Origin of the sequence: Streptomyces griseus (genome assembly GCF_900460065.1) — a bacterium.
Lineage (GTDB): Bacteria > Actinomycetota > Actinomycetes > Streptomycetales > Streptomycetaceae > Streptomyces > Streptomyces griseus.
In genome coordinates this window covers 178,145-195,187 of sequence record NZ_UAVD01000027.1, presented here as the reverse complement: position 1 = coordinate 195,187, position 17,043 = coordinate 178,145, and the positions used below count along the sequence as shown (strand labels likewise).

Genomic DNA, 17,043 nt, shown 5'->3' with positions numbered 1-17,043 from the left:
CTGAGAGACTTCGGACAGAAGAGACGGAACGGACGGGACTCATGGCCACGGCATACGGACCGGACACGCAGGACCGGCGGCATCAGGGTGCCGGCCCCGGCTTCGGGGCGAACTCACCGGCGAAGACCCCGGTGAAGCACTTCCTCCCGGCGCCGCTGCGCGCACCGCTGGAGGCCCGCACCTGGCGCGAGCTGCTCTACGCGCTGCTGAGCTTCCCGCTCGCCACGACGGCGTTCGTCTTCGCGGTCACCATGACGTCGCTGAGCGCGGGCCTGCTGGTCACCTTCATCGGGATACCGGTCCTCGCCGTCGGTCTCGCCGTCTGCCGGGGCTTCGGTGCGCTGGAGCGGCACCGGGCGCGCGGGTTGCTGCGGGTGGAGGTCGCGGACCCGGAGCCGGTGCGGGGGAAGACCGGCGGCGTGATGTCCTGGATGGGCGCGATCCTCAAGAGCGGGGTGTCCTGGCGGCACCTGCTGTACGCGCTGCTGCACTTCCCGTGGGCCACGTTCACGTTCGTCGTCGCGATCACGTTCTGGTCGTACGGCCTGGCGGCGCTGACGTATCCGCTGTGGTTCTGGCTCTTTCCGGTCTTCGGCGGCCAGGACGGTCTCCAGCTGTACGGGGACCGTACCCACCAGGAGTACCTGGACTCGCCGGCCGAGCTGGCGGTGACCGGGGCGATCGGTCTGGCGCTCGTGCTGGCCGCGCCGTGGATCGTGCGGGGGCTGCTGTCGGTGGACCGGCTGATGGTCACCGGTCTGCTGGGGCCGTCCCGGCTGGCCTCCCGGGTGTCCGAGCTGGAGTCGGACCGGGGCGTGGTCGTGGACACCGCAGCCGCCGACCTCCGCCGGATCGAGCGCGACCTCCACGACGGCGCCCAGGCCCGCCTGGTCGCCCTCGCCATGGATCTGGGCCTGGCGAAGGAGAAGCTCGCCGACGACCCCGAGGCCGCGGCCCGCATGGTCGACGAGGCCCATGGCGAGGTGAAGGTGGCCCTTCAGGAGCTGCGGGACCTGGCTCGGGGCATCCATCCCGCCGTCCTCACCGACCGGGGGCTGGACGCCGCGCTCTCCGCGATAGCGTCCCGGTGCACCGTGCCCGTGACGGTCGAGGTGGATCTCGACTCGCGCCCCGCGCAGGCGATCGAGGGCATCGCGTACTTCACCGTCTCCGAGCTGCTCCAGAACATCAGCAAGCACGCCCGTGCGACCCGGGCCACGGTCGACGTGTGGCGGGCGGCCGACCGGCTGATGCTCCAGGTGACCGACAACGGCCGGGGCGGGGCGTCACCGGCCGCGGGCGGCGGCCTGGCGGGGCTGACGGAGCGGCTGGACGCCGTGGACGGGGTCCTCGTGGTCGACTCCCCGGCCGGCGGCCCGACGACGGTCACGGCGGAGCTGCCCTGGCGCGGCTGACCACCCCTCGGGGCCTCTTCCCGCCGCCTCCCTTCCCGGCCCTGCCCCCGGCCCTGGGCCCCGGCTCCGGCTCTCCCCCGGCTCCGGGGCTCTCCCCCGGCTCCGGGCGCCCCGCCTCCCCGCTTCCCTCACCCGCCTCCCGACTCTCGCCTCCCGCCTTCGTCTCCCTCACCCGCCTCGGACACCTCCACGCGCGTACGCCCCACCGCCCCTCAGCCCCTCCGCCCGGCACTCCGGCACTCCGCTACTCCGAACCGGTGGTGGGGCGAAGGGGCGGTGGGGCGAAGGGGCGGTGGGGCGTCGCGGCCGTCCGTGCCCGGGGTGCGGGGGCCGTACTGCCCGGTCCACCTGGGTTGTCCACAGGGCACCGCGTGCGGCTCCGGGTCCTGGGATGCTTGTGCGGTCGGGACGCGGTGCGCGGTGGTCGGGCGTGGTGCGTGCGGGGTCGCGGGGAACGCGGCATATTCGGAACAGTGGGGGACTCGCAGTCGTGGAGAACGTGGAGAACAGGGTGCGCGTGGTCATCGCCGAGGATTCGGTCCTGCTCCGGGAGGGGCTCACCCGTCTGCTCACCGATCTCGGGCACGACGTGGTGGCGGGGGTCGGGGACGCGGAGGCGCTGCTCAAGACGGTGGCGGACCTCGACGCCCAGCAGGCGCTTCCCGATGTGGTGGTCGCCGATGTGCGGATGCCGCCGACGCACACCGACGAGGGTGTGCGCGCGGCGGTGCGGCTGCGGAGGGACTACCCGCGCATCGGGGTGCTGGTCCTCTCGCAGTACGTGGAGGAGCAGTACGCCACCGAGCTGCTGGCGGGCAGCAGCCGCGGGGTGGGGTATCTGCTGAAGGACCGGGTGGCCGAGGTCCGCGAGTTCGTGGACGCCGTGGTCCGGGTGGCGCAGGGCGGGACGGCGCTGGACCCGGAAGTGGTGGCCCAGCTGCTGGGCCGCAGCCGCAAGCAGGACGTGCTGGCCGGGCTGACGCCGCGCGAGCGGGAGGTCCTGGGTCTCATGGCCGAGGGCCGGACGAACTCCGCGGTCGCCCGTCAGCTCGTGGTGAGCGACGGGGCGGTCGAGAAGCACGTCAGCAACATCTTCCAGAAGCTCGGGCTCTCCCCCAGCGACGGGGACCACCGGCGCGTCCTCGCCGTGCTGACCTACCTGAATTCCTAGACATCTGACACTCTGAATACCTGACGAGTCGTCAGATTCGGGCGGGAGCGGGACCCGGGCCGCAGGCGACGGAGGGCGAGGCCCGGCCGACCCTCGCCCCGGGGGCTCTCCGGGGGCGCTCCGAGGGCGCCTCCCGGGGCATCTCCGTAGCGCCCCGGGAGCGCCCCGGGGGCATTGCGGGCATCACGCGGGCCCGAGGGTGTCCGGCGGGCGCGGGACGGGCACCTCTGATCAAGGAAGGGCTGTCGGAGACCCGGGCGGCCGAGGGGGACTCGGGGGAGGCCTAGGACGAAAGACGCAGGGAGGGGCTGCCCTCATCCCGCGATCAGGGGGTTGCAAAAGGCGACAAACCCTACTCAAAGGGTGTCTCAAAACAGCGTCCACCATATGATCGGTCCCTGGAAGGCCACCTACGCGGACGTAGGGTGGCCTCTGGGATCGCCGGCCGGCCGGACGGTTCCGAACCGCCGCCCATGGGAGGTCCAGTTCAGTGACGAGCCAGGTCAGTAGCGCGGCAGAGCAGGCCGAAGAGGCCAACGACGCCGTTCTCGGGGGTCAGCGAGCCCCCCTGTCAGGTACGACGGGAACCACGGGCAGCGACGGCAAGGAGATCCGTCGCCTGGACCGGGTGATCATCCGTTTCGCGGGCGACTCGGGTGACGGGATGCAGCTCACGGGTGACCGGTTCACCTCGGAGACCGCTTCCTTCGGCAACGATCTCTCCACTCTGCCGAACTTCCCGGCCGAGATCCGCGCCCCCGCGGGCACCCTGCCGGGTGTCTCCTCCTTCCAGCTGCACTTTGCCGATCATGACATTCTGACTCCGGGCGACGCCCCCAACGTCCTGGTCGCGATGAACCCGGCCGCCCTGAAGGCGAACATCGACGACGTTCCGCGCGGCGCGGAGATCATCGTGAACACCGACGAGTTCACGAAGCGGCCGATGGCCAAGGTGGGGTACGCGACCAGTCCCCTGGAGGACGGTTCGCTGGAGGCCTACAACGTCCACGCGGTGCCGTTGACGACGCTGACGCTGGAGGCGTTGAAGGAGTTCGGGCTGCCCCGCAAGGAGGCCGAGCGGTCGAAGAACATGTTCGCGCTGGGTCTGCTGTCGTGGATGTACCACCGGCCGACGGAGAGCACGGAGGCCTTCCTTCGGCAGAAGTTCGCGAAGAAGCCGCAGATCGCCGAGGCGAACGTGGCGGCCTTCCGGGCCGGGTGGAATTTCGGCGAGACGACGGAGGACTTCGCGGTCTCCTACGAGGTCGCCCCGGCCTCGCAGGCCTTCCCCACCGGCACCTACCGCAACATCTCGGGGAACCTCGCCCTGTCCTACGGGCTGATCGCGGCCGGGCAGCTGGCGGAGCTGCCGTTGTATCTGGGGTCGTATCCGATCACCCCGGCGTCGGACATCCTGCACGAGCTGTCGCGGCACAAGAACTTCGGCGTGCGGACGTTCCAGGCGGAGGACGAGATCGCCGGGATCGGCGCGGCGCTGGGCGCGGCGTTCGGCGGGGCGCTGGGCATCACGACGACCTCCGGCCCGGGAGTGGCGCTGAAGTCGGAGACGATCGGTCTCGCGGTCTCCCTGGAGCTGCCGCTGCTGATCATCGACATCCAGCGGGGCGGACCGTCGACCGGGCTGCCGACCAAGACCGAGCAGGCCGACCTGCTCCAGGCGATGTACGGCAGGAACGGTGAGGCCCCGGTTCCGATCGTGGCCCCGCGGACTCCGGCCGACTGCTTCGACGCCGCGATCGAGGCGGCCCGGATCGCCCTGACGTACCGCACCCCGGTCTTCCTCCTCTCCGACGGCTATCTCGCCAACGGCTCCGAGCCGTGGCGGATCCCGGAGACGTCGACCCTGCCCGATCTGAAGACCCCCTTCGCCACCGGCCCGAACCACACGCTGGCGGACGGCACGGAGGTCTTCTGGCCCTACAAGCGCGATCCGCAGACGCTGGCCCGCCCGTGGGCGGTCCCCGGTACGGCCGGCCTGGAGCACCGCATCGGCGGGATCGAGAAGCAGGACGGCACGGGCAACATCTCCTACGACCCGGCCAACCACGACTTCATGGTCCGCACCCGCCAGGCCAAGATCGACGGCATCGAGGTCCCCGACCTGGAGGTCGACGACCCCGCCGAGGCCCGCACCCTGGTGCTCGGCTGGGGATCGACGTACGGGCCGATCACCGCGGCGGTGCGCCGGCTGCGGGCCGCGGGGGCGCCCATCGCCCAGGCCCACCTGCGCCATCTCAACCCCTTCCCGAAGAATCTCGGCGAGGTGCTGAAGCGCTACGACAAGGTCGTCGTCCCCGAGATGAACCTCGGCCAGCTCGCCCTGCTGCTCAGGGCGAAGTACCTGGTGGACGCGCACAGCTACAACCAGGTCAACGGAATGCCGTTCAAGGCCGAGCAGCTCGCCACGGCCCTCAAGGAGGCCATCGATGCCTGACACCGAGGAACTGCACCACAACGACCTGCTGCAGCTGGTCCCCAAGGCCGAGGCGAAGCAGTCCATGAAGGACTTCAAGTCCGACCAGGAGGTCCGCTGGTGCCCCGGCTGCGGCGACTACGCCGTCCTGGCCGCCGTCCAGGGGTTCATGCCCGAGCTGGGCCTCGCGAAGGAGAACATCACCTTCGTCTCCGGCATCGGTTGCTCGTCCCGTTTCCCGTACTACATGAACACGTACGGGATGCACTCCATCCACGGTCGCGCCCCGTCCATCGCGACCGGGCTCGCCACCTCGCGGCGCGACCTCTCGGTCTGGGTCGTCACGGGCGACGGCGACGCCCTCTCCATCGGCGGCAACCACCTCATCCACGCCCTGCGCCGCAACGTCAACCTCAAGATCCTCCTCTTCAACAACCGGATCTACGGGCTGACGAAGGGCCAGTACAGCCCCACCTCCGAGCTGGGCAAGATCACCAAATCGACGCCGATGGGGTCGCTCGACGCCCCCTTCAACCCGGTGTCGCTCGCCATCGGCGCGGAGGCGACGTTCGTGGCGCGCACGGTCGACTCCGACCGCAAGCACCTCACCAGCGTGCTGCGTGCCGCCGCGGAGCACTCCGGCACGGCACTGGTGGAGATCTACCAGAACTGCAACATCTTCAACGACGGCGCCTTCGAGGTCCTCAAGGACAAGGAGCAGGCCGCCGAGGCCGTCATCCGCCTCGAACACGGTCAGCCGATCCTCTTCGGCTCCCAGGAGCCCAAGGGCGTCGTGCGCGACCCGGCCACCGGCGATCTGAAGGTCGTGGCCGTCACGGAGGAGAACCGCTCGCAGGTCCTCGTCCACGACGCCCACGCGAAATCGCCGACGACGGCGTTCGCGCTGTCCCGGATCGCCGACGCGGACACCCTGCACCACACCCCGATCGGGGTGCTGCGCAGCGTCGAGCGGCCCGTCTACGACACGCTGATGTCGGACCAGCTCGACGCCGCCGTCGAACGGAACGGCAAGGGCGACCTCGCCTCGCTCCTCGCGGGCAACGACACCTGGACCGTCGTCGGCTGAGGCCGGACGAGGGCCGTACGCGCACCGCCCGGGGCCCGGGCCCGATCCCTCACGGGGTCAGGCCCGGGCCCCGTCGTATGCCTCGCGGGCCGCCCGCACCGCGTCCACCCGGCGCTCGGTCCAGCGGGCGAGCGCCCAGACCTGTTCGGCGGCCTCGATGCCGAGCGGGGTGAGCGAGTAGTCCACCCGCGGCGGGATCACCGGCTTCGCGTCCCGGTCGACGAAGCCGTCGCGCTCCAGCGTGCGGAGGGTCTGGGCCAGCATCTTCTCGCTGACCCCGCCCACCGCGCGGCGCAGTTCGCTGAAGCGGTACGAGCGCTCCAGCAGCGCCGCCAGCACGAGAACGCCCCAGCGGCTCGTCACGTGTTCGAGGATCAGCCGGGACGGGCACATGGGCTGGTTCACGTCCCAGGCCAGGAGAGCGGACAGGGCCTCGCCCGAGCCTTCACCGGGACGGGGAGACTTGGTGCTTTCTGCCATACCAGTACCTTACTTCAAAGTGGGTACTTTCCCATAGTTAGCGCTACCCGTAGGGTCGTCACCGAAGCACAGAAGCGGACCGAACCACCGAAACCGCACCATCGAACCACCACATCGGAGACCCTCATGAGCATCGTTGTCACCGGAGCCACTGGCGCCCTCGGCCGCCTCGTCGTCGACGCCCTGCTGGCCGAGGTCCCGGCCGGCGAGGTCGTCGCGGTCGTGCGCGACAAGGAGAAGGCCGCCGCGCTCGCCGCCCGGGGCGTGGAGCTGCGCATCGCGGACTACGACCGCCCCGAGTCCCTCGCCGGGGCCTTCCGGTCCGGTGACCGGGTGCTGCTGATCTCCGGCAGCGAGGTGGGCAGGCGGGTGGCGCAGCACACCGCGGTGATCGACGCGGCGAAGGCGGCGGGTGTGGCCCGGCTCGCGTACACGGGCATCCTCGGCGGGCCGGACGCGGACTTCACGCTGGCCGACGAGCACCGGGCCACCGAGCGGCTGATCCTGGACTCCGGGCTGCCGTACACGTTCCTGCGCAACGGCTGGTACACCGAGAACTACACCGCCAACCTGGCCCCGGTCCTGGAGCACCGCGCGGTGCTCGCCAACGCGGGCGAGGGCCGCATCGCCTCCGCCTCCCGGGCCGACTACGCCGCCGCGGCGGTCGCCGTGCTGACCGGTGACGGCCACCTGAACACGGCCTACGAGCTGAGCGGCGACACCGCCTGGTCGCTCGCGGAGTACGCGGCGCTGCTGTCCGAGCTGACCGGCGAGGAGATCGCGTACAGGAACGTCCCGGCCGCCGCGCACCAGGAGGCCCTGGTCGGCGCCGGGGTGCCCGAGGGCTTCGCCGCGATCCTCGTCGACGTGGACGAGGCGATCGGACGGGGGCGGCTCGCGGGGACGAGCGGTGACCTCGCCCGGCTCATCGGCCGCCCGACGACGCCCCTCGCCGAGACCGTGCGCGCCGCCCTGGCCTAGGGCCTGTCGTCAAACTGCCGGCGTCGCCCGTCACGCCACCGGTCGCGCTCCGCCGTGTCATGAGTGTTTCCGTGAGACGGCTATGACACGAAGCCCTTCCGGCGCTACCGTCGTGCCGTCGGCGGATCCGCCGGCGCGGGCGGGCCGGGAGGGCACGTGGAGGGGAAGAACGAACAGCGGGCAGGCCTGCTGTACGGAATCGGCGCGTACGGGATGTGGGGTCTGGTCCCGCTGTTCTGGCCGCTGCTCAAACCGTCCGGGGCGGTCGAGATCCTCGCGCACCGGATGGTCTGGTCGCTCGGCGTCGTCGCCGTCGCCCTGCTCGTCGTGCGCCGCTGGGCCTGGATCGGCGAACTGGTCCGCGACCGGCGCAAGCTGGGGCTGATATCGGTGGCGGCGGCGACGATCTCGGTCAACTGGGGTCTGTACATCTGGGCCGTGAACAACGGGCACGTCGTCGAGGCCTCGCTCGGCTACTTCATCAATCCGCTGGTCACCATCGCCATGGGCGTCCTGCTGCTGGGCGAGCGGCTGCGGCCGGTCCAGTGGGCAGCGGTCGCCACGGGGCTGGTCGCCGTCCTCGTCCTGGCGATCGGCTACGGCAAGCCGCCGTGGATCTCGCTGGTGCTGGCGTTCTCCTTCGCCACCTACGGCCTGGTGAAGAAGAAGGTCGGCATGGGCGGCCTGGAGTCGCTGGCCGCCGAGACCGCCGTGCTCTTCGTGCCCGCGCTCGGCTTCCTGCTCTGGCTCGCCGCCACCGGCGGGTCGACGTTCACGGCCGGGGGCGCGGGGCACGGGTTCCTGCTCGCCGCGACGGGCATCGTCACGGCGGTGCCGCTGATCTGCTTCGGCGCGGCGGCCGTCCGGGTTCCGCTCTCCACGCTGGGGCTGCTCCAGTATCTGGCCCCGGTCTTCCAGTTCGGGCTGGGCGTCCTGTACTTCGACGAGTCGATGCCGCCCGAGCGGTGGGCCGGTTTCGCCCTGGTCTGGCTGGCCCTGTCGCTGCTGACCTGGGACGCGCTGCGGACCGCCCGGCGCAACCGGGCGCTCGCCCTGAGACTGCTGGCGACGGCGGCGGCCGCACCCGCGGCCATGCCCCCGGACCCCGGGGCTCCGGCACAGGCTCCCGCCGCATCGGCCCCGGATTCCGCGGCCCCGGCTGCGGACTCCACGCCCACCCCGCGGAGCAGCCCCGCGCAGTAAAGATTACCCAGTTGCTTTTTTAACTCGGTTACGTTTCTCTGGTTCCTGACGGAGCGGGAGCGGGACCGAAGGAGAGGCATGGGCATGACCGACGTACTCATCGTGGGAGCGGGACCCACCGGGCTGGTGCTGGCCTGCGATCTGGCCCGGCGCGGCACGGCCGTACGGATCGTGGACCGGTCCCCCGCCCCGCCGCGCACCTCGCGCGCCAAGGGCCCCAACCCGCGTTCGCTGGAGATCCTGGACGATCTGGGGGTGGCCGAGGAGGTGCTCGCCGCCGGTTCGGCCCCGCTGCCGATGCTCAAGTACCGCGACCGCCTCCCGGTCGCGGAGGCCGATCCGTGGGCGGACTCCGCGCCGTCCCCGGACGCGCCCTACGACCGGGGTTGGCTGATCGCCCAGTGGCGGCTGGAGGAGATCCTCCGCGACCGGCTGGCCGGGTACGGCGTCCGCGTCGAGCCGGGCCGGGAGGTCGTGGGGCTGGCGCAGGGGACGGGCGGGGACGACGGGGGCCGGGTCGACGTCACGTACGCCGACGGGTCGGCCGGGCGGGCCCGGTACGTCGTCGGGTGCGACGGCGCCCACAGCTCCGTGCGGAAGCTGCTCGGGATCGGGTTCGTGGGGGCCACCGACGAGGACCAGGTGATGGTCTGCGGCGATGTCGACCTGGCCGAGGGCTCCCTGGACCGCACCCGCTGGCACCAGTGGTTCGACGAGGACGGCGCGGTGATGCTCTGCCCGATCCCCGGCACGCGGACGGGCTGGTGGTTCCAGGCCGGGCCGGAGCGGGACGGTCGGGGACGGCCGCTCGCGCCCACCGCCGACGGGTTCCGGCGGCTGCTGGCCCGCCACACCGCCCTGCCCGGCCGGTCCCTGACGCGGGCGGAGCTGCTGTCGACGTACCGCGTCAACGTACGGATGGCGGACCGGTTCCGCGTGGGGCGGGTCCTCCTCGCGGGCGACGCGGCCCATGTGCACGCCATCGCGGGCGGCCTCGGGATGAACACCGGCATCCAGGACGCGTTCAATCTGGGCTGGAAGCTGGGGCTGGTGCTCGCCGGCCACGCGGACGCGCGGCTGCTGGACACCTATGAGGAGGAGCGCCTTCCGGTGGCCGCCCGGACCCTGGACCTGGCGTCGGAGCGGCTGCGCGCCACCCTGGAGGCGATCCGCCGGCCCGGCGGCGGCCTGGAAGCGGCGATCACCTCCGACACCACCGGCCTGGGCGTCGGCTACCGCTGGAGCTCCCTGGCCGCCCACCACACCGACGCGCCCACGGAATCGGCCGCCGGGGACCGCGCCCCGGACGCCCCCTGCGCCGACGCCGTGACCGGGGCGCCGACCCGGCTGCACCGCGTCCTCGCGGGCCCCCGCACCACGGTCCTCGGCTTCGGCGCCGGGAGCTCGGCGGCCCTGCGCGGGGCGGCGGACGCGTACGGCGACGCCGGGGTCCGGACCTGCCGGGTGTACGCGGCGCACGAGGACCGGGCCGGGGCGGAGCCGGGATCGGTGGCCGACGACGCGGGCCACGTGGCCGCCGCCTACGGAACGGAGGCCTCCATCCGCGCGGGCACGGGCACCGTCGTGGTCGTCCGCCCCGACCACCACGTGGGCCTCGTCGCCCCGGCGGACGACGCCCGGTCCGTGGGTGAGTACCTGCGCCGGCTCCACGGAGCGGGCCGGTCCGCGGAACGGCCCTCCGGCACGGTGGACGCCGTGCGGTAAAGGCTGATTGAGTGCCCGGATGGGGACTGTCCTGCGGGCCATGAGGAACGTGCGGTGGCACGAGTTGCAGCACGCGTACGGCTCCGCCTCCCAGGTTCCCGGTGTGCTGTCGCGGATCGCCTGGGGGGACGCGCCGACCTCGGACGAGGCGCTGAGCGATCTGGAGCGCTGGATCGGCACCCCGCCCGTCTTCGACTCGACGGCGGCGACGGTGCCGTTCCTCTGGGAGCTGGCGGTGACGGACACGGTCAGGGACAGGGCGGGCGTCCTGGACCTGCTCGCCACGATCCTGGCGGCCGGGAATCCCGAGCACCCGGCGTGGACCCGCGCCGCGCACGACGCGGTGGCGGCGGGCCGCGCCACGGCCGCCCGGCTGGGCGCCGCACCCGGCCCACCCGACGCGCCCGGGGCCGGGGGCCCCTCCCCGGCACGGACCGTACGGGCGGCGGCCACCCGCCTGCTGGACGCGATCGACCGGCACACCTGTCCGGTCTGCGCGGTGCCGCCCCCGCGCGAGGCCCGGGTGCGCTGATCCGGTGTCGTCGAAGCCGGTCGCGGCGACCCCTCGATCCGGCCGGACGGCGGTGCATAGAGTTGGCCCCATGTCGAAGCCTGACGAACTGCTCGTCGATATCGCTGCTCTGGTGGAGTCCGGGCACAGCAATCAGATGACGTTGACCGTGGTGGCGGGTGGCGCCGTCATCACGGGACGGCTGGCCCCCGAAGCGGTCTGGAGGCAGCGGGTGTCGGAGGTCCTGGCCGACTCGGTCAGCCTGGGCGCGTTCTCCGCCGCCTTCACCGCACCGACCCCCGCGGGCAGGGCGCCCACGCATCTGCACTTCCATGTGGCGCGGATTCTGCAGGGCACGGTGGGGATCCCGGAGACGGGCGGGATGTACCGGGTGGCGATCGACGACGTCAGCGCCTGGACCATGGGCGACTTCAGCTACTCCGACCACTGAGCACACGCCGTCGGCGCCCTGCCGGAGCTCCGCCCCGGTAAGGGCCCGCCCTGACTTTGCCGCCGAGTCCCCGCCCTCTCCCCCGCTCCCCGTCTCCGCTGACCCGCCCCGGAAGGACCGGAGCCGTCGTCACGCGTCGGCGGCGGTGCGCCGGGCGCGGTGGGCCCGGACCTTGTGGCGGTTGCCGCAGCGCTCCATCGAGCACCAGCGGCGCCGGCCGGGGCGCGAGGTGTCGACGAACAGCAGCCGGCAGCCGTGCGCTCCGCACGTGCGGATCCGGTGGGCGTACGCCCCGGTGAACAGGTCGACCGCGTCGCGGGCGACGGTGGACAGCAGCGCGGCCCCGGTGCCCCCGGGGGCCCACTCCCGGTCCCTTCCCGGGGTCAGCCGGGCCGTCAGGGGTGGCCGTGCCGCGGCTTCGTTGAGGGTGGCGAGGTCGTCGGGGCCGGGCGGATTCCCCGCCACGTGGTCCTCCGCCAGTCGCCACAGCGCATCGCGCAGAAGACGCGCGTCCGCCACCTCCCCCGCGCTCACGACGAGCGCGGAGCCCTGCCCCGAGCCGGGCCCGCCGCCCGGTCCGAGCCCGTCCGGCAGCCGGCTCTCCCCCGCCCACCTCACCAGGTCGGCCGGCTCGTGCAGCACCTCGAAGTACGCCAGAGCGCCCGGCCCTCCGGTCGGCAGGAGCTCCAGACACAGCGCCCCCGGATCGAACCGGAACGAGCTGCCGTCCGGATGCCGCAGCAACAGCCCGGCAGGGACCCGCTGCTCCGGTCGATCGGACCGGTCCGGCGTGTCCGTTGCCTTTTCACTCATGTAACCACTATAAACGGTTTCCATGACATCGACCTTGTCCTGGAAGCTCGTGATCGACTGCGCCGACCCGCACGCACAGGCCGGATTCTGGGCCGCCGCCCTGGGCTATCTCGTCGAGGACAACAGCCCGCTGGTCGAGCAGTTGCTCGCGGCCGGAGCCGTACCGGAGGCCATCACGACCCACGCCCACGGCCGCCGCGCCTGGCTCGACCTCGCGGCGGCCCGGCATCCGGACGACCCGTACGACGAGGTCAGCGGTACGGGACAGGGGCGGCGGCTGCTGTTCCAGCGGGTACCGGAGCCGAAGACGGTGAAGAACCGCCTCCACATCGACGTGCACTCCGCGCCGGGACAGCGCGACGCGGAAGAGGCACGGCTGGTGGGGCTGGGGGCACGGTCGGTGCGCACGGTCGACCAGCAGGGCGGGAGCTGGGTCCTCATGGCGGATCCCGAGGACAACGAGTTCTGCCTCAGCTGACACGCGACGCCGACGCGCGCGCGGGGGCGGCGGTGTGCCGACAACCCGACGCGCGAGGGGGGGGCAGGGTGTGCCGACGGCCCGTCACCCCTGCCCGCAACTGCGGCAGACGCCCCGGCGGCGCAGGTAGTACAGGTAGGTGGCGGCGCCCAGGGCGACACCCCAGACCGCCCACAGGATCGCGGGACCGGTCTCCCCCCACGAGGCCGGCTCGAACCCGCGCACCGCCATCAGCCCGCCCGGGATGAGCACGATCGCGACGAATCCGGCCGGCACGACGGCGGTCGCCGGGTGGATCGTGCGCCCCTTCTTCCACCACACCCAGCGCGGCCACACCTCGCCCCACCTGGCGATCAGCCCGTGCATCAGCAGGCTGCCCAGGGTCGACACCACTCCCAGGGCGAGCCCGATCTCCAGCATGTTCGGCGTGTCCTGCATCTCCTTCAGGAACGCGTCGGTGATGCCGAGCGGCCAGCCGAAGTACCAGGCGATGCGGGTGATGTCGTACGGGAGGGTCGAGAGCACGGCCAGCCACACCGCCCGCCGCCCCCAGGTGCGCAGCCTGACGGGATCGGTCCAGCGGCCGGGCGCGTGCGGGGCCCGACCGCAGTACACGCACTGACCGTTGGTCCGCCGCTGGTACGCGAGCGTCGCGGCGACCCACAGCAGCCCGCCGACGAAGACGATCATCAGGTTGCCGCGGTGCCAGTACATGATGTCGCCCAGGTCCTGCGGGCCGGGCACCCCGGTGAAGACGAACACGATCAGCGCCGGGGAGAACGCCAGCAGACCGAGCAGCGAGTAGTCGGGGATCAGCAGGGTCAGAACGGTCCCGGCCACCCATCCGTAGGCGAGGACGGCCTTGCGGAGCCGACCGGTGACACGCCTCCTCACCATCAGGACACCGGCGACCACCCCGAGGGCGCAGAACAGGGCCAGCACCGGGGCGACGGCCTCGGCCCGGCTCGGCTCCAGAATCGATCCGGAGGACCGGTCCTCGTGGACCCGCTCGAAGGGGTAACCGTCCCCGCCGAGCGCCCAGTACAGCGCCGCCGCCCCGTAGAGCGCCGACCACACGACCGCCAGGCGGACGGACCAGTCCGGCCAGCCGGACCACCAGCGTCGGCGGGGCCCGGCATCCGGGGAGGGCTCCCCGGTACGCGTTTCGGTGGCTGTGTTCGGCATGACCGACTTCCTCTGACTCGCCGCTCGCATCCGCCGCGCCTCACGGAGCGGTACCCGATGCCTGTCGTCGTGGATCAAGGCTGCCGCGCGGGGCGCCCCCCGCACATCTGCCGATCGGCAGAATTCGGCGCGCCCGAAGGGTGGTGCGCGCACCAGGGGAAAGCGGTCCCCGGCCCGTAGGGGGACGGGCCGGGAACCGCCGGAACCGGGTGACCGCTCAGGACCGGGGGATCGGACCGGCCGCGGAGGCGATCAGCAGGCGACCAGGCGCTGGAACTTCCAGTTGGTGCCCATGATCGGCTTGTCGCGCGAGAACTCCGCCTTCTGGCCGGGCTGGAGTTCGTAGCAGTCGGGCGCCGGAACCATTTCGAGGTTCCACGTCGGCTTGACCCGCTGCGTGGTCGTGCAGTTGTTGGTCATCCAGACGGTCACGAACCGGTAGAAGATGACCGCGGACGCCGCCTCGACACAGCTCGGCACGGAGGCGGCCTCCGACGCGGTGGCGGCACGTGCGGACGTGGCCGGCGCGGGGGCGGCGTGGGCCTGGCCGACGCCCAGCACGGCCGAACCTGCCAGGGCCGCCGCGGCGATGCCTGAAGCGAATTTACGCACGCTCTCATCCCATCTGTTGAAGGACCATCGACTTCTCGCCACTCTCTTCCGAGGCGAACGGCCTGCTCAACGCTGGATAGGAAACTTCGAAGGCGTCCCGGCGTCCGCCTCAGAACCCCCTCCCGCCGCCCGCGTCCCGGTCCCGCCGTACGTCCTCCCGGATCCGCTCCGCCATCAGGTCGACGAGCGGATCCCGCACGTCCCACGAGTGCGCGGCCGGATGCCGGTCGTACAGCACGCAGGCCTCCCCGTCCCTGACGGACAGCCGGTGGATGACGGCCGGGCAGGGCAGCAGTTCCGTGAAGCGGAACTTCCGGCACCCACCGCCTTCGGACCAGAACATCCACAGATCCCGCCCGGCCCGGGCCGAGGCGGACCAGAGCTGGGCCGCGTGCTCGATCGTCTCGTCGTGCTCCCCGAGTTCACAGAGCAGGAACTCGTCCAGGTCGGGCGCTTCCGATGCCGCGCCGGGTCCTCCCGGCAGGCCCATGAGCGCGACGCGCGCACCCATCTCGGGGAGTTCGGTGAAGGCGGTGCACTGCAACATGGGCGCTCATCCTTGCCGGAGAGAGGGAGGAGGGGTACGGGCGGCGACGGCCAGGGGGCGCATGACGAGCCCGTACCAGGACGTGGCGTCCCGGGCGACGAACTCGTACGGCAGCCCGTCCGCGAGACGCCCCAGCGCGTAGTCGTGCTCACGAAAACTGTCGGCCCAGGAACGGAGTTCGGCAGGTGCGTCGCGCCGGCCGCCCGCGGGGACCGGGTACAGCGCACGGGCCGGGACCCAGGGGGCGTACGGGTCCGGGTCGAGCGCGTCCGCGAAGCGCCGGGCCTGCCGCAGCAGCCAGCGGAGGGCCAGCCGCCGCGTCGGCGCGAGAACACCGCCCAGCCGGACGGACCGCGCCGCGTCGCCGCCGCGACTCTCGGCGACGTACCAAGTGGGCTGCGGGCACCGGGCGTTCACAGCACCTCACCCCGGCTGCGGGCGTTGAGCCGTGCGGTCCTGGCCCGAAGCTGCTCTATGAGGAGCGCGGGCCGGACCCGGCGCGGCTCGGCCTCCCACTCGGCCCCGCCACCCACGGGCCGCAGGGACCAGTAGGGGCCGGCGACCCCACGGAACTCGCCCACGCGGTCACCGCGAGCGGTGTCCACCATGAGCGTGCCGAGGGGTGGGGGGTCGGGGGGTTCCTGCGCATTCGGGCAGACGTTCTCGCCGTACACCGATCGCTCCTCTCTGTAGTCGTTTGACTACCGGGGCGATTCAGCGTGACCTACGGTCGAGATGTCTTCAACTTACGCAAAATGACAAGCAAGTTAGGTTTCGCATGGTGAACCGTAAGGAACTGGATCCCGAGCGGTCGGCGAGCGCCGCGTTCGGCGCGCTTCTCCGCAGCTTGCGAGACGAGCGTGGGTGGACGCAGGACGAACTCGGCGACCGCATCAGGTGCTCGGGTGCGCATATCTCTGCTGTGGAAACTGGTCGACGATCTCCAACTGACGCTTTCGCGGCAAGTGCTGACAGAGCGCTGGGCACGGGCGATCGGTTGCAGCGTCAGAGCCGGGCGGCCAGATACACGGCACTGTTGGAGGGATTCCCGGAGTACGTCAAGCATGAGGAGCGCGCGTCGGAGATCAGGCTGTACGAGGTCGGTGTCATTCCAGGCATCCTCCAGACACCGGAGTACGCATCCGCACTCACGGCACGCGCGGTCGAGCGAGGCGCCATCACCCCAGAACAGGGCGAGGAGCGGATCTCGCTCGTCAAGGAGCGCCAGGCTGCGCTGATCCGCACACCACCACCACTGGTCTTCGTCGTCCTCGACGAGAGCTGCCTCAGGCGTCCCGTGGGAGAAACTGCCACCATGGACGGGCAGTGGAAACGGTTGGTCGACTTCGCGGCACTACCGAACACCGTGCTCCAGGTCGCCCCTTTCGACATGGGTGATCGTCGCCCCCTGAGCCTGCCGCTGTACGTCCTGACCATGCAGAACCGCTCGCTCATCTCGTACGCGGAGTCAGCCCAGCGAGGCCAGCTGGAACGGGACAGTGCCTCCGTAGTACCGCTGTTGACGGCCTACCATCAGTTGCAGGCAGAAGCGCTCTCCCAGGCGGCATCCGTGGTCATGATCGAGCAGTTACGAAGGGGCACCCCGTGACGACCGAATCTCTCCGTTGGTTCAAGTCCTCCTACAGCGAGAACGGCGGCGCCTGCGTCGAGGTCGCCACCAACCTCGCCACCGCACACGGCACCGTCCCCGTCCGCGACTCCAAGAACGCCGGCGGCCCGACCCTGACCATCGCCGCGACCGCGTTCACGGCCTTCCTGGCAGGCGTACGAGCCGGAGACCTCGGCACCGCCTGAAACCACCCGAGTCGGCCGAACAACAGCCCCACCGCGCGACCACGGTGGGGCTTCGGCGTCCACGGACCGGCACGGACCGCCTGCAGACCCGACGGACCGTGCCGCATGATCGCGGTTGACGTCCCATCCGGTAGA

At 71.8% G+C, this 17,043-nt stretch carries 19 protein-coding genes; 12 read left to right on the top strand and 7 right to left on the bottom strand.

The annotated features are described in order from the left end of the window. Positions 1–41 precede the first annotated feature (41 nt). From DTB53_RS16615 to DTB53_RS16600, 4 genes are all read left to right on the top strand, one after another. Positions 42–1,415: a sensor histidine kinase gene (locus DTB53_RS16615; RefSeq protein ID WP_012379520.1), complete on the top strand. Its 1,374-nt coding sequence runs from the start codon at positions 42–44 to the stop codon at positions 1,413–1,415. 511 nt (positions 1,416–1,926) lie between these two features. Beyond that, on the top strand, positions 1,927–2,586 hold the full coding sequence (locus tag DTB53_RS16610) for a response regulator transcription factor (protein WP_030702370.1): 660 nt from the start codon (positions 1,927–1,929) through the stop codon (positions 2,584–2,586). Positions 2,587–3,076: 490 nt separating this feature from the next. Further along, complete coding sequence (locus DTB53_RS16605) at positions 3,077–5,041, top strand: 2-oxoacid:acceptor oxidoreductase subunit alpha (RefSeq protein WP_012379522.1); 1,965 nt, start codon at positions 3,077–3,079, stop codon at positions 5,039–5,041. After that, entirely contained in the window at positions 5,034–6,107 is a 1,074-nt protein-coding gene (locus tag DTB53_RS16600; RefSeq protein ID WP_012379523.1) for a 2-oxoacid:ferredoxin oxidoreductase subunit beta, read from the top strand. Before DTB53_RS16605 ends, DTB53_RS16600 begins: the two co-directional genes overlap by 8 nt. A gap of 57 nt (positions 6,108–6,164) precedes the next feature. Here the strand turns inward: DTB53_RS16600 and DTB53_RS16595 are convergent, their stop codons facing one another. Then, the gene (locus tag DTB53_RS16595) at positions 6,165–6,500 is read right to left on the bottom strand and encodes a winged helix-turn-helix transcriptional regulator (protein ID WP_086023599.1); all 336 of its coding nucleotides are present in this window, start codon (positions 6,498–6,500) and stop codon (positions 6,165–6,167) included. 213 nt (positions 6,501–6,713) lie between these two features. Here DTB53_RS16595 and DTB53_RS16590 point away from each other — a divergent pair, with 213 nt between their 5' ends. The 5 genes from DTB53_RS16590 (at position 6,714) to DTB53_RS16570 (ending at position 11,458) form a co-directional block, all read left to right on the top strand. After that, the gene (locus DTB53_RS16590) at positions 6,714–7,568 is read left to right on the top strand and encodes an SDR family oxidoreductase (RefSeq protein WP_003967035.1); all 855 of its coding nucleotides are present in this window, start codon (positions 6,714–6,716) and stop codon (positions 7,566–7,568) included. Positions 7,569–7,724: 156 nt separating this feature from the next. Next, complete coding sequence (rarD, locus tag DTB53_RS16585; protein ID WP_012379524.1) at positions 7,725–8,771, top strand: EamA family transporter RarD; 1,047 nt, start codon at positions 7,725–7,727, stop codon at positions 8,769–8,771. Positions 8,772–8,849: 78 nt separating this feature from the next. Next, complete coding sequence (locus DTB53_RS16580) at positions 8,850–10,496, top strand: FAD-dependent monooxygenase (protein ID WP_012379525.1); 1,647 nt, start codon at positions 8,850–8,852, stop codon at positions 10,494–10,496. 19 nt (positions 10,497–10,515) lie between these two features. Beyond that, positions 10,516–11,028, top strand: a complete 513-nt coding sequence (locus tag DTB53_RS16575) for a hypothetical protein (protein ID WP_042496394.1) — start codon at positions 10,516–10,518, stop codon at positions 11,026–11,028. 70 nt (positions 11,029–11,098) lie between these two features. Further along, on the top strand, positions 11,099–11,458 hold the full coding sequence (locus tag DTB53_RS16570) for a hypothetical protein (RefSeq protein ID WP_012379527.1): 360 nt from the start codon (positions 11,099–11,101) through the stop codon (positions 11,456–11,458). A 129-nt stretch (positions 11,459–11,587) separates the two neighbouring features. Here DTB53_RS16570 and DTB53_RS16565 read toward each other — a convergent pair whose 3' ends face one another. Further along, positions 11,588–12,271 (bottom strand): CGNR zinc finger domain-containing protein, encoded by a 684-nt coding sequence (locus tag DTB53_RS16565; RefSeq protein WP_236586230.1) that lies wholly within the window; start codon positions 12,269–12,271, stop codon positions 11,588–11,590. Positions 12,272–12,293: 22 nt separating this feature from the next. On the opposite strand from DTB53_RS16565, the gene DTB53_RS16560 reads away from it, so the two are divergent. Continuing rightward, positions 12,294–12,749, top strand: a complete 456-nt coding sequence (locus DTB53_RS16560) for a VOC family protein (RefSeq protein ID WP_012379529.1) — start codon at positions 12,294–12,296, stop codon at positions 12,747–12,749. A gap of 84 nt (positions 12,750–12,833) precedes the next feature. Here the strand turns inward: DTB53_RS16560 and DTB53_RS16555 are convergent, their stop codons facing one another. From DTB53_RS16555 to DTB53_RS16535, 5 genes are all read right to left on the bottom strand, one after another. Continuing rightward, positions 12,834–13,934 carry a hypothetical protein gene (locus tag DTB53_RS16555; RefSeq protein WP_042496396.1) on the bottom strand — a complete coding sequence of 367 codons (1,101 nt, stop codon included), beginning with the start codon at positions 13,932–13,934 and terminating at the stop codon, positions 12,834–12,836. A gap of 252 nt (positions 13,935–14,186) precedes the next feature. Beyond that, complete coding sequence (locus tag DTB53_RS16550; RefSeq protein ID WP_003967043.1) at positions 14,187–14,546, bottom strand: alpha-amylase inhibitor; 360 nt, start codon at positions 14,544–14,546, stop codon at positions 14,187–14,189. Positions 14,547–14,655: 109 nt separating this feature from the next. Beyond that, positions 14,656–15,093, bottom strand: a complete 438-nt coding sequence (locus DTB53_RS16545) for a hypothetical protein (protein WP_012379532.1) — start codon at positions 15,091–15,093, stop codon at positions 14,656–14,658. Between the two features lie 6 nt (positions 15,094–15,099). Beyond that, positions 15,100–15,510 carry a hypothetical protein gene (locus DTB53_RS16540; protein WP_012379533.1) on the bottom strand — a complete coding sequence of 137 codons (411 nt, stop codon included), beginning with the start codon at positions 15,508–15,510 and terminating at the stop codon, positions 15,100–15,102. Beyond that, the gene (locus DTB53_RS16535; RefSeq protein WP_012379534.1) at positions 15,507–15,767 is read right to left on the bottom strand and encodes a hypothetical protein; all 261 of its coding nucleotides are present in this window, start codon (positions 15,765–15,767) and stop codon (positions 15,507–15,509) included. The genes DTB53_RS16540 and DTB53_RS16535 overlap by 4 nt, the downstream gene beginning before the upstream one ends. A 104-nt stretch (positions 15,768–15,871) precedes the next feature. Here DTB53_RS16535 and DTB53_RS16530 point away from each other — a divergent pair, with 104 nt between their 5' ends. Both DTB53_RS16530 and DTB53_RS16525 read left to right on the top strand, forming a co-directional pair. Further along, positions 15,872–16,702: a helix-turn-helix domain-containing protein gene (locus tag DTB53_RS16530; RefSeq protein ID WP_003967047.1), complete on the top strand. Its 831-nt coding sequence runs from the start codon at positions 15,872–15,874 to the stop codon at positions 16,700–16,702. Next, a complete protein-coding gene (locus DTB53_RS16525; RefSeq protein ID WP_012379535.1) occupies positions 16,699–16,908 on the top strand; it encodes a DUF397 domain-containing protein in 210 nt (69 codons plus the stop codon). Before DTB53_RS16530 ends, DTB53_RS16525 begins: the two co-directional genes overlap by 4 nt. Positions 16,909–17,043: the final 135 nt, after the last annotated feature.

Coding starts and splice junctions, on each gene's coding strand:
- DTB53_RS16570 (WP_012379527.1), top strand. CDS start 11,099: ATGTCGAAGCCTGACGAACTGCTCGTCGATATCGCTGCTCTGGTGGAG.
- DTB53_RS16590 (WP_003967035.1), top strand. CDS start 6,714: ATGAGCATCGTTGTCACCGGAGCCACTGGCGCCCTCGGCCGCCTCGTC.
- DTB53_RS16530 (WP_003967047.1), top strand. CDS start 15,872: ATGGTGAACCGTAAGGAACTGGATCCCGAGCGGTCGGCGAGCGCCGCG.
- DTB53_RS16560 (WP_012379529.1), top strand. CDS start 12,294: ATGACATCGACCTTGTCCTGGAAGCTCGTGATCGACTGCGCCGACCCG.
- DTB53_RS16600 (WP_012379523.1), top strand. CDS start 5,034: ATGCCTGACACCGAGGAACTGCACCACAACGACCTGCTGCAGCTGGTC.
- DTB53_RS16545 (WP_012379532.1), bottom strand. CDS start 15,093: ATGTTGCAGTGCACCGCCTTCACCGAACTCCCCGAGATGGGTGCGCGC.
- DTB53_RS16580 (WP_012379525.1), top strand. CDS start 8,850: ATGGGCATGACCGACGTACTCATCGTGGGAGCGGGACCCACCGGGCTG.
- DTB53_RS16575 (WP_042496394.1), top strand. CDS start 10,516: ATGGGGACTGTCCTGCGGGCCATGAGGAACGTGCGGTGGCACGAGTTG.
- DTB53_RS16555 (WP_042496396.1), bottom strand. CDS start 13,934: ATGCCGAACACAGCCACCGAAACGCGTACCGGGGAGCCCTCCCCGGAT.
- DTB53_RS16565 (WP_236586230.1), bottom strand. CDS start 12,271: ATGAGTGAAAAGGCAACGGACACGCCGGACCGGTCCGATCGACCGGAG.
- DTB53_RS16615 (WP_012379520.1), top strand. CDS start 42: ATGGCCACGGCATACGGACCGGACACGCAGGACCGGCGGCATCAGGGT.
- DTB53_RS16595 (WP_086023599.1), bottom strand. CDS start 6,500: ATGTGCCCGTCCCGGCTGATCCTCGAACACGTGACGAGCCGCTGGGGC.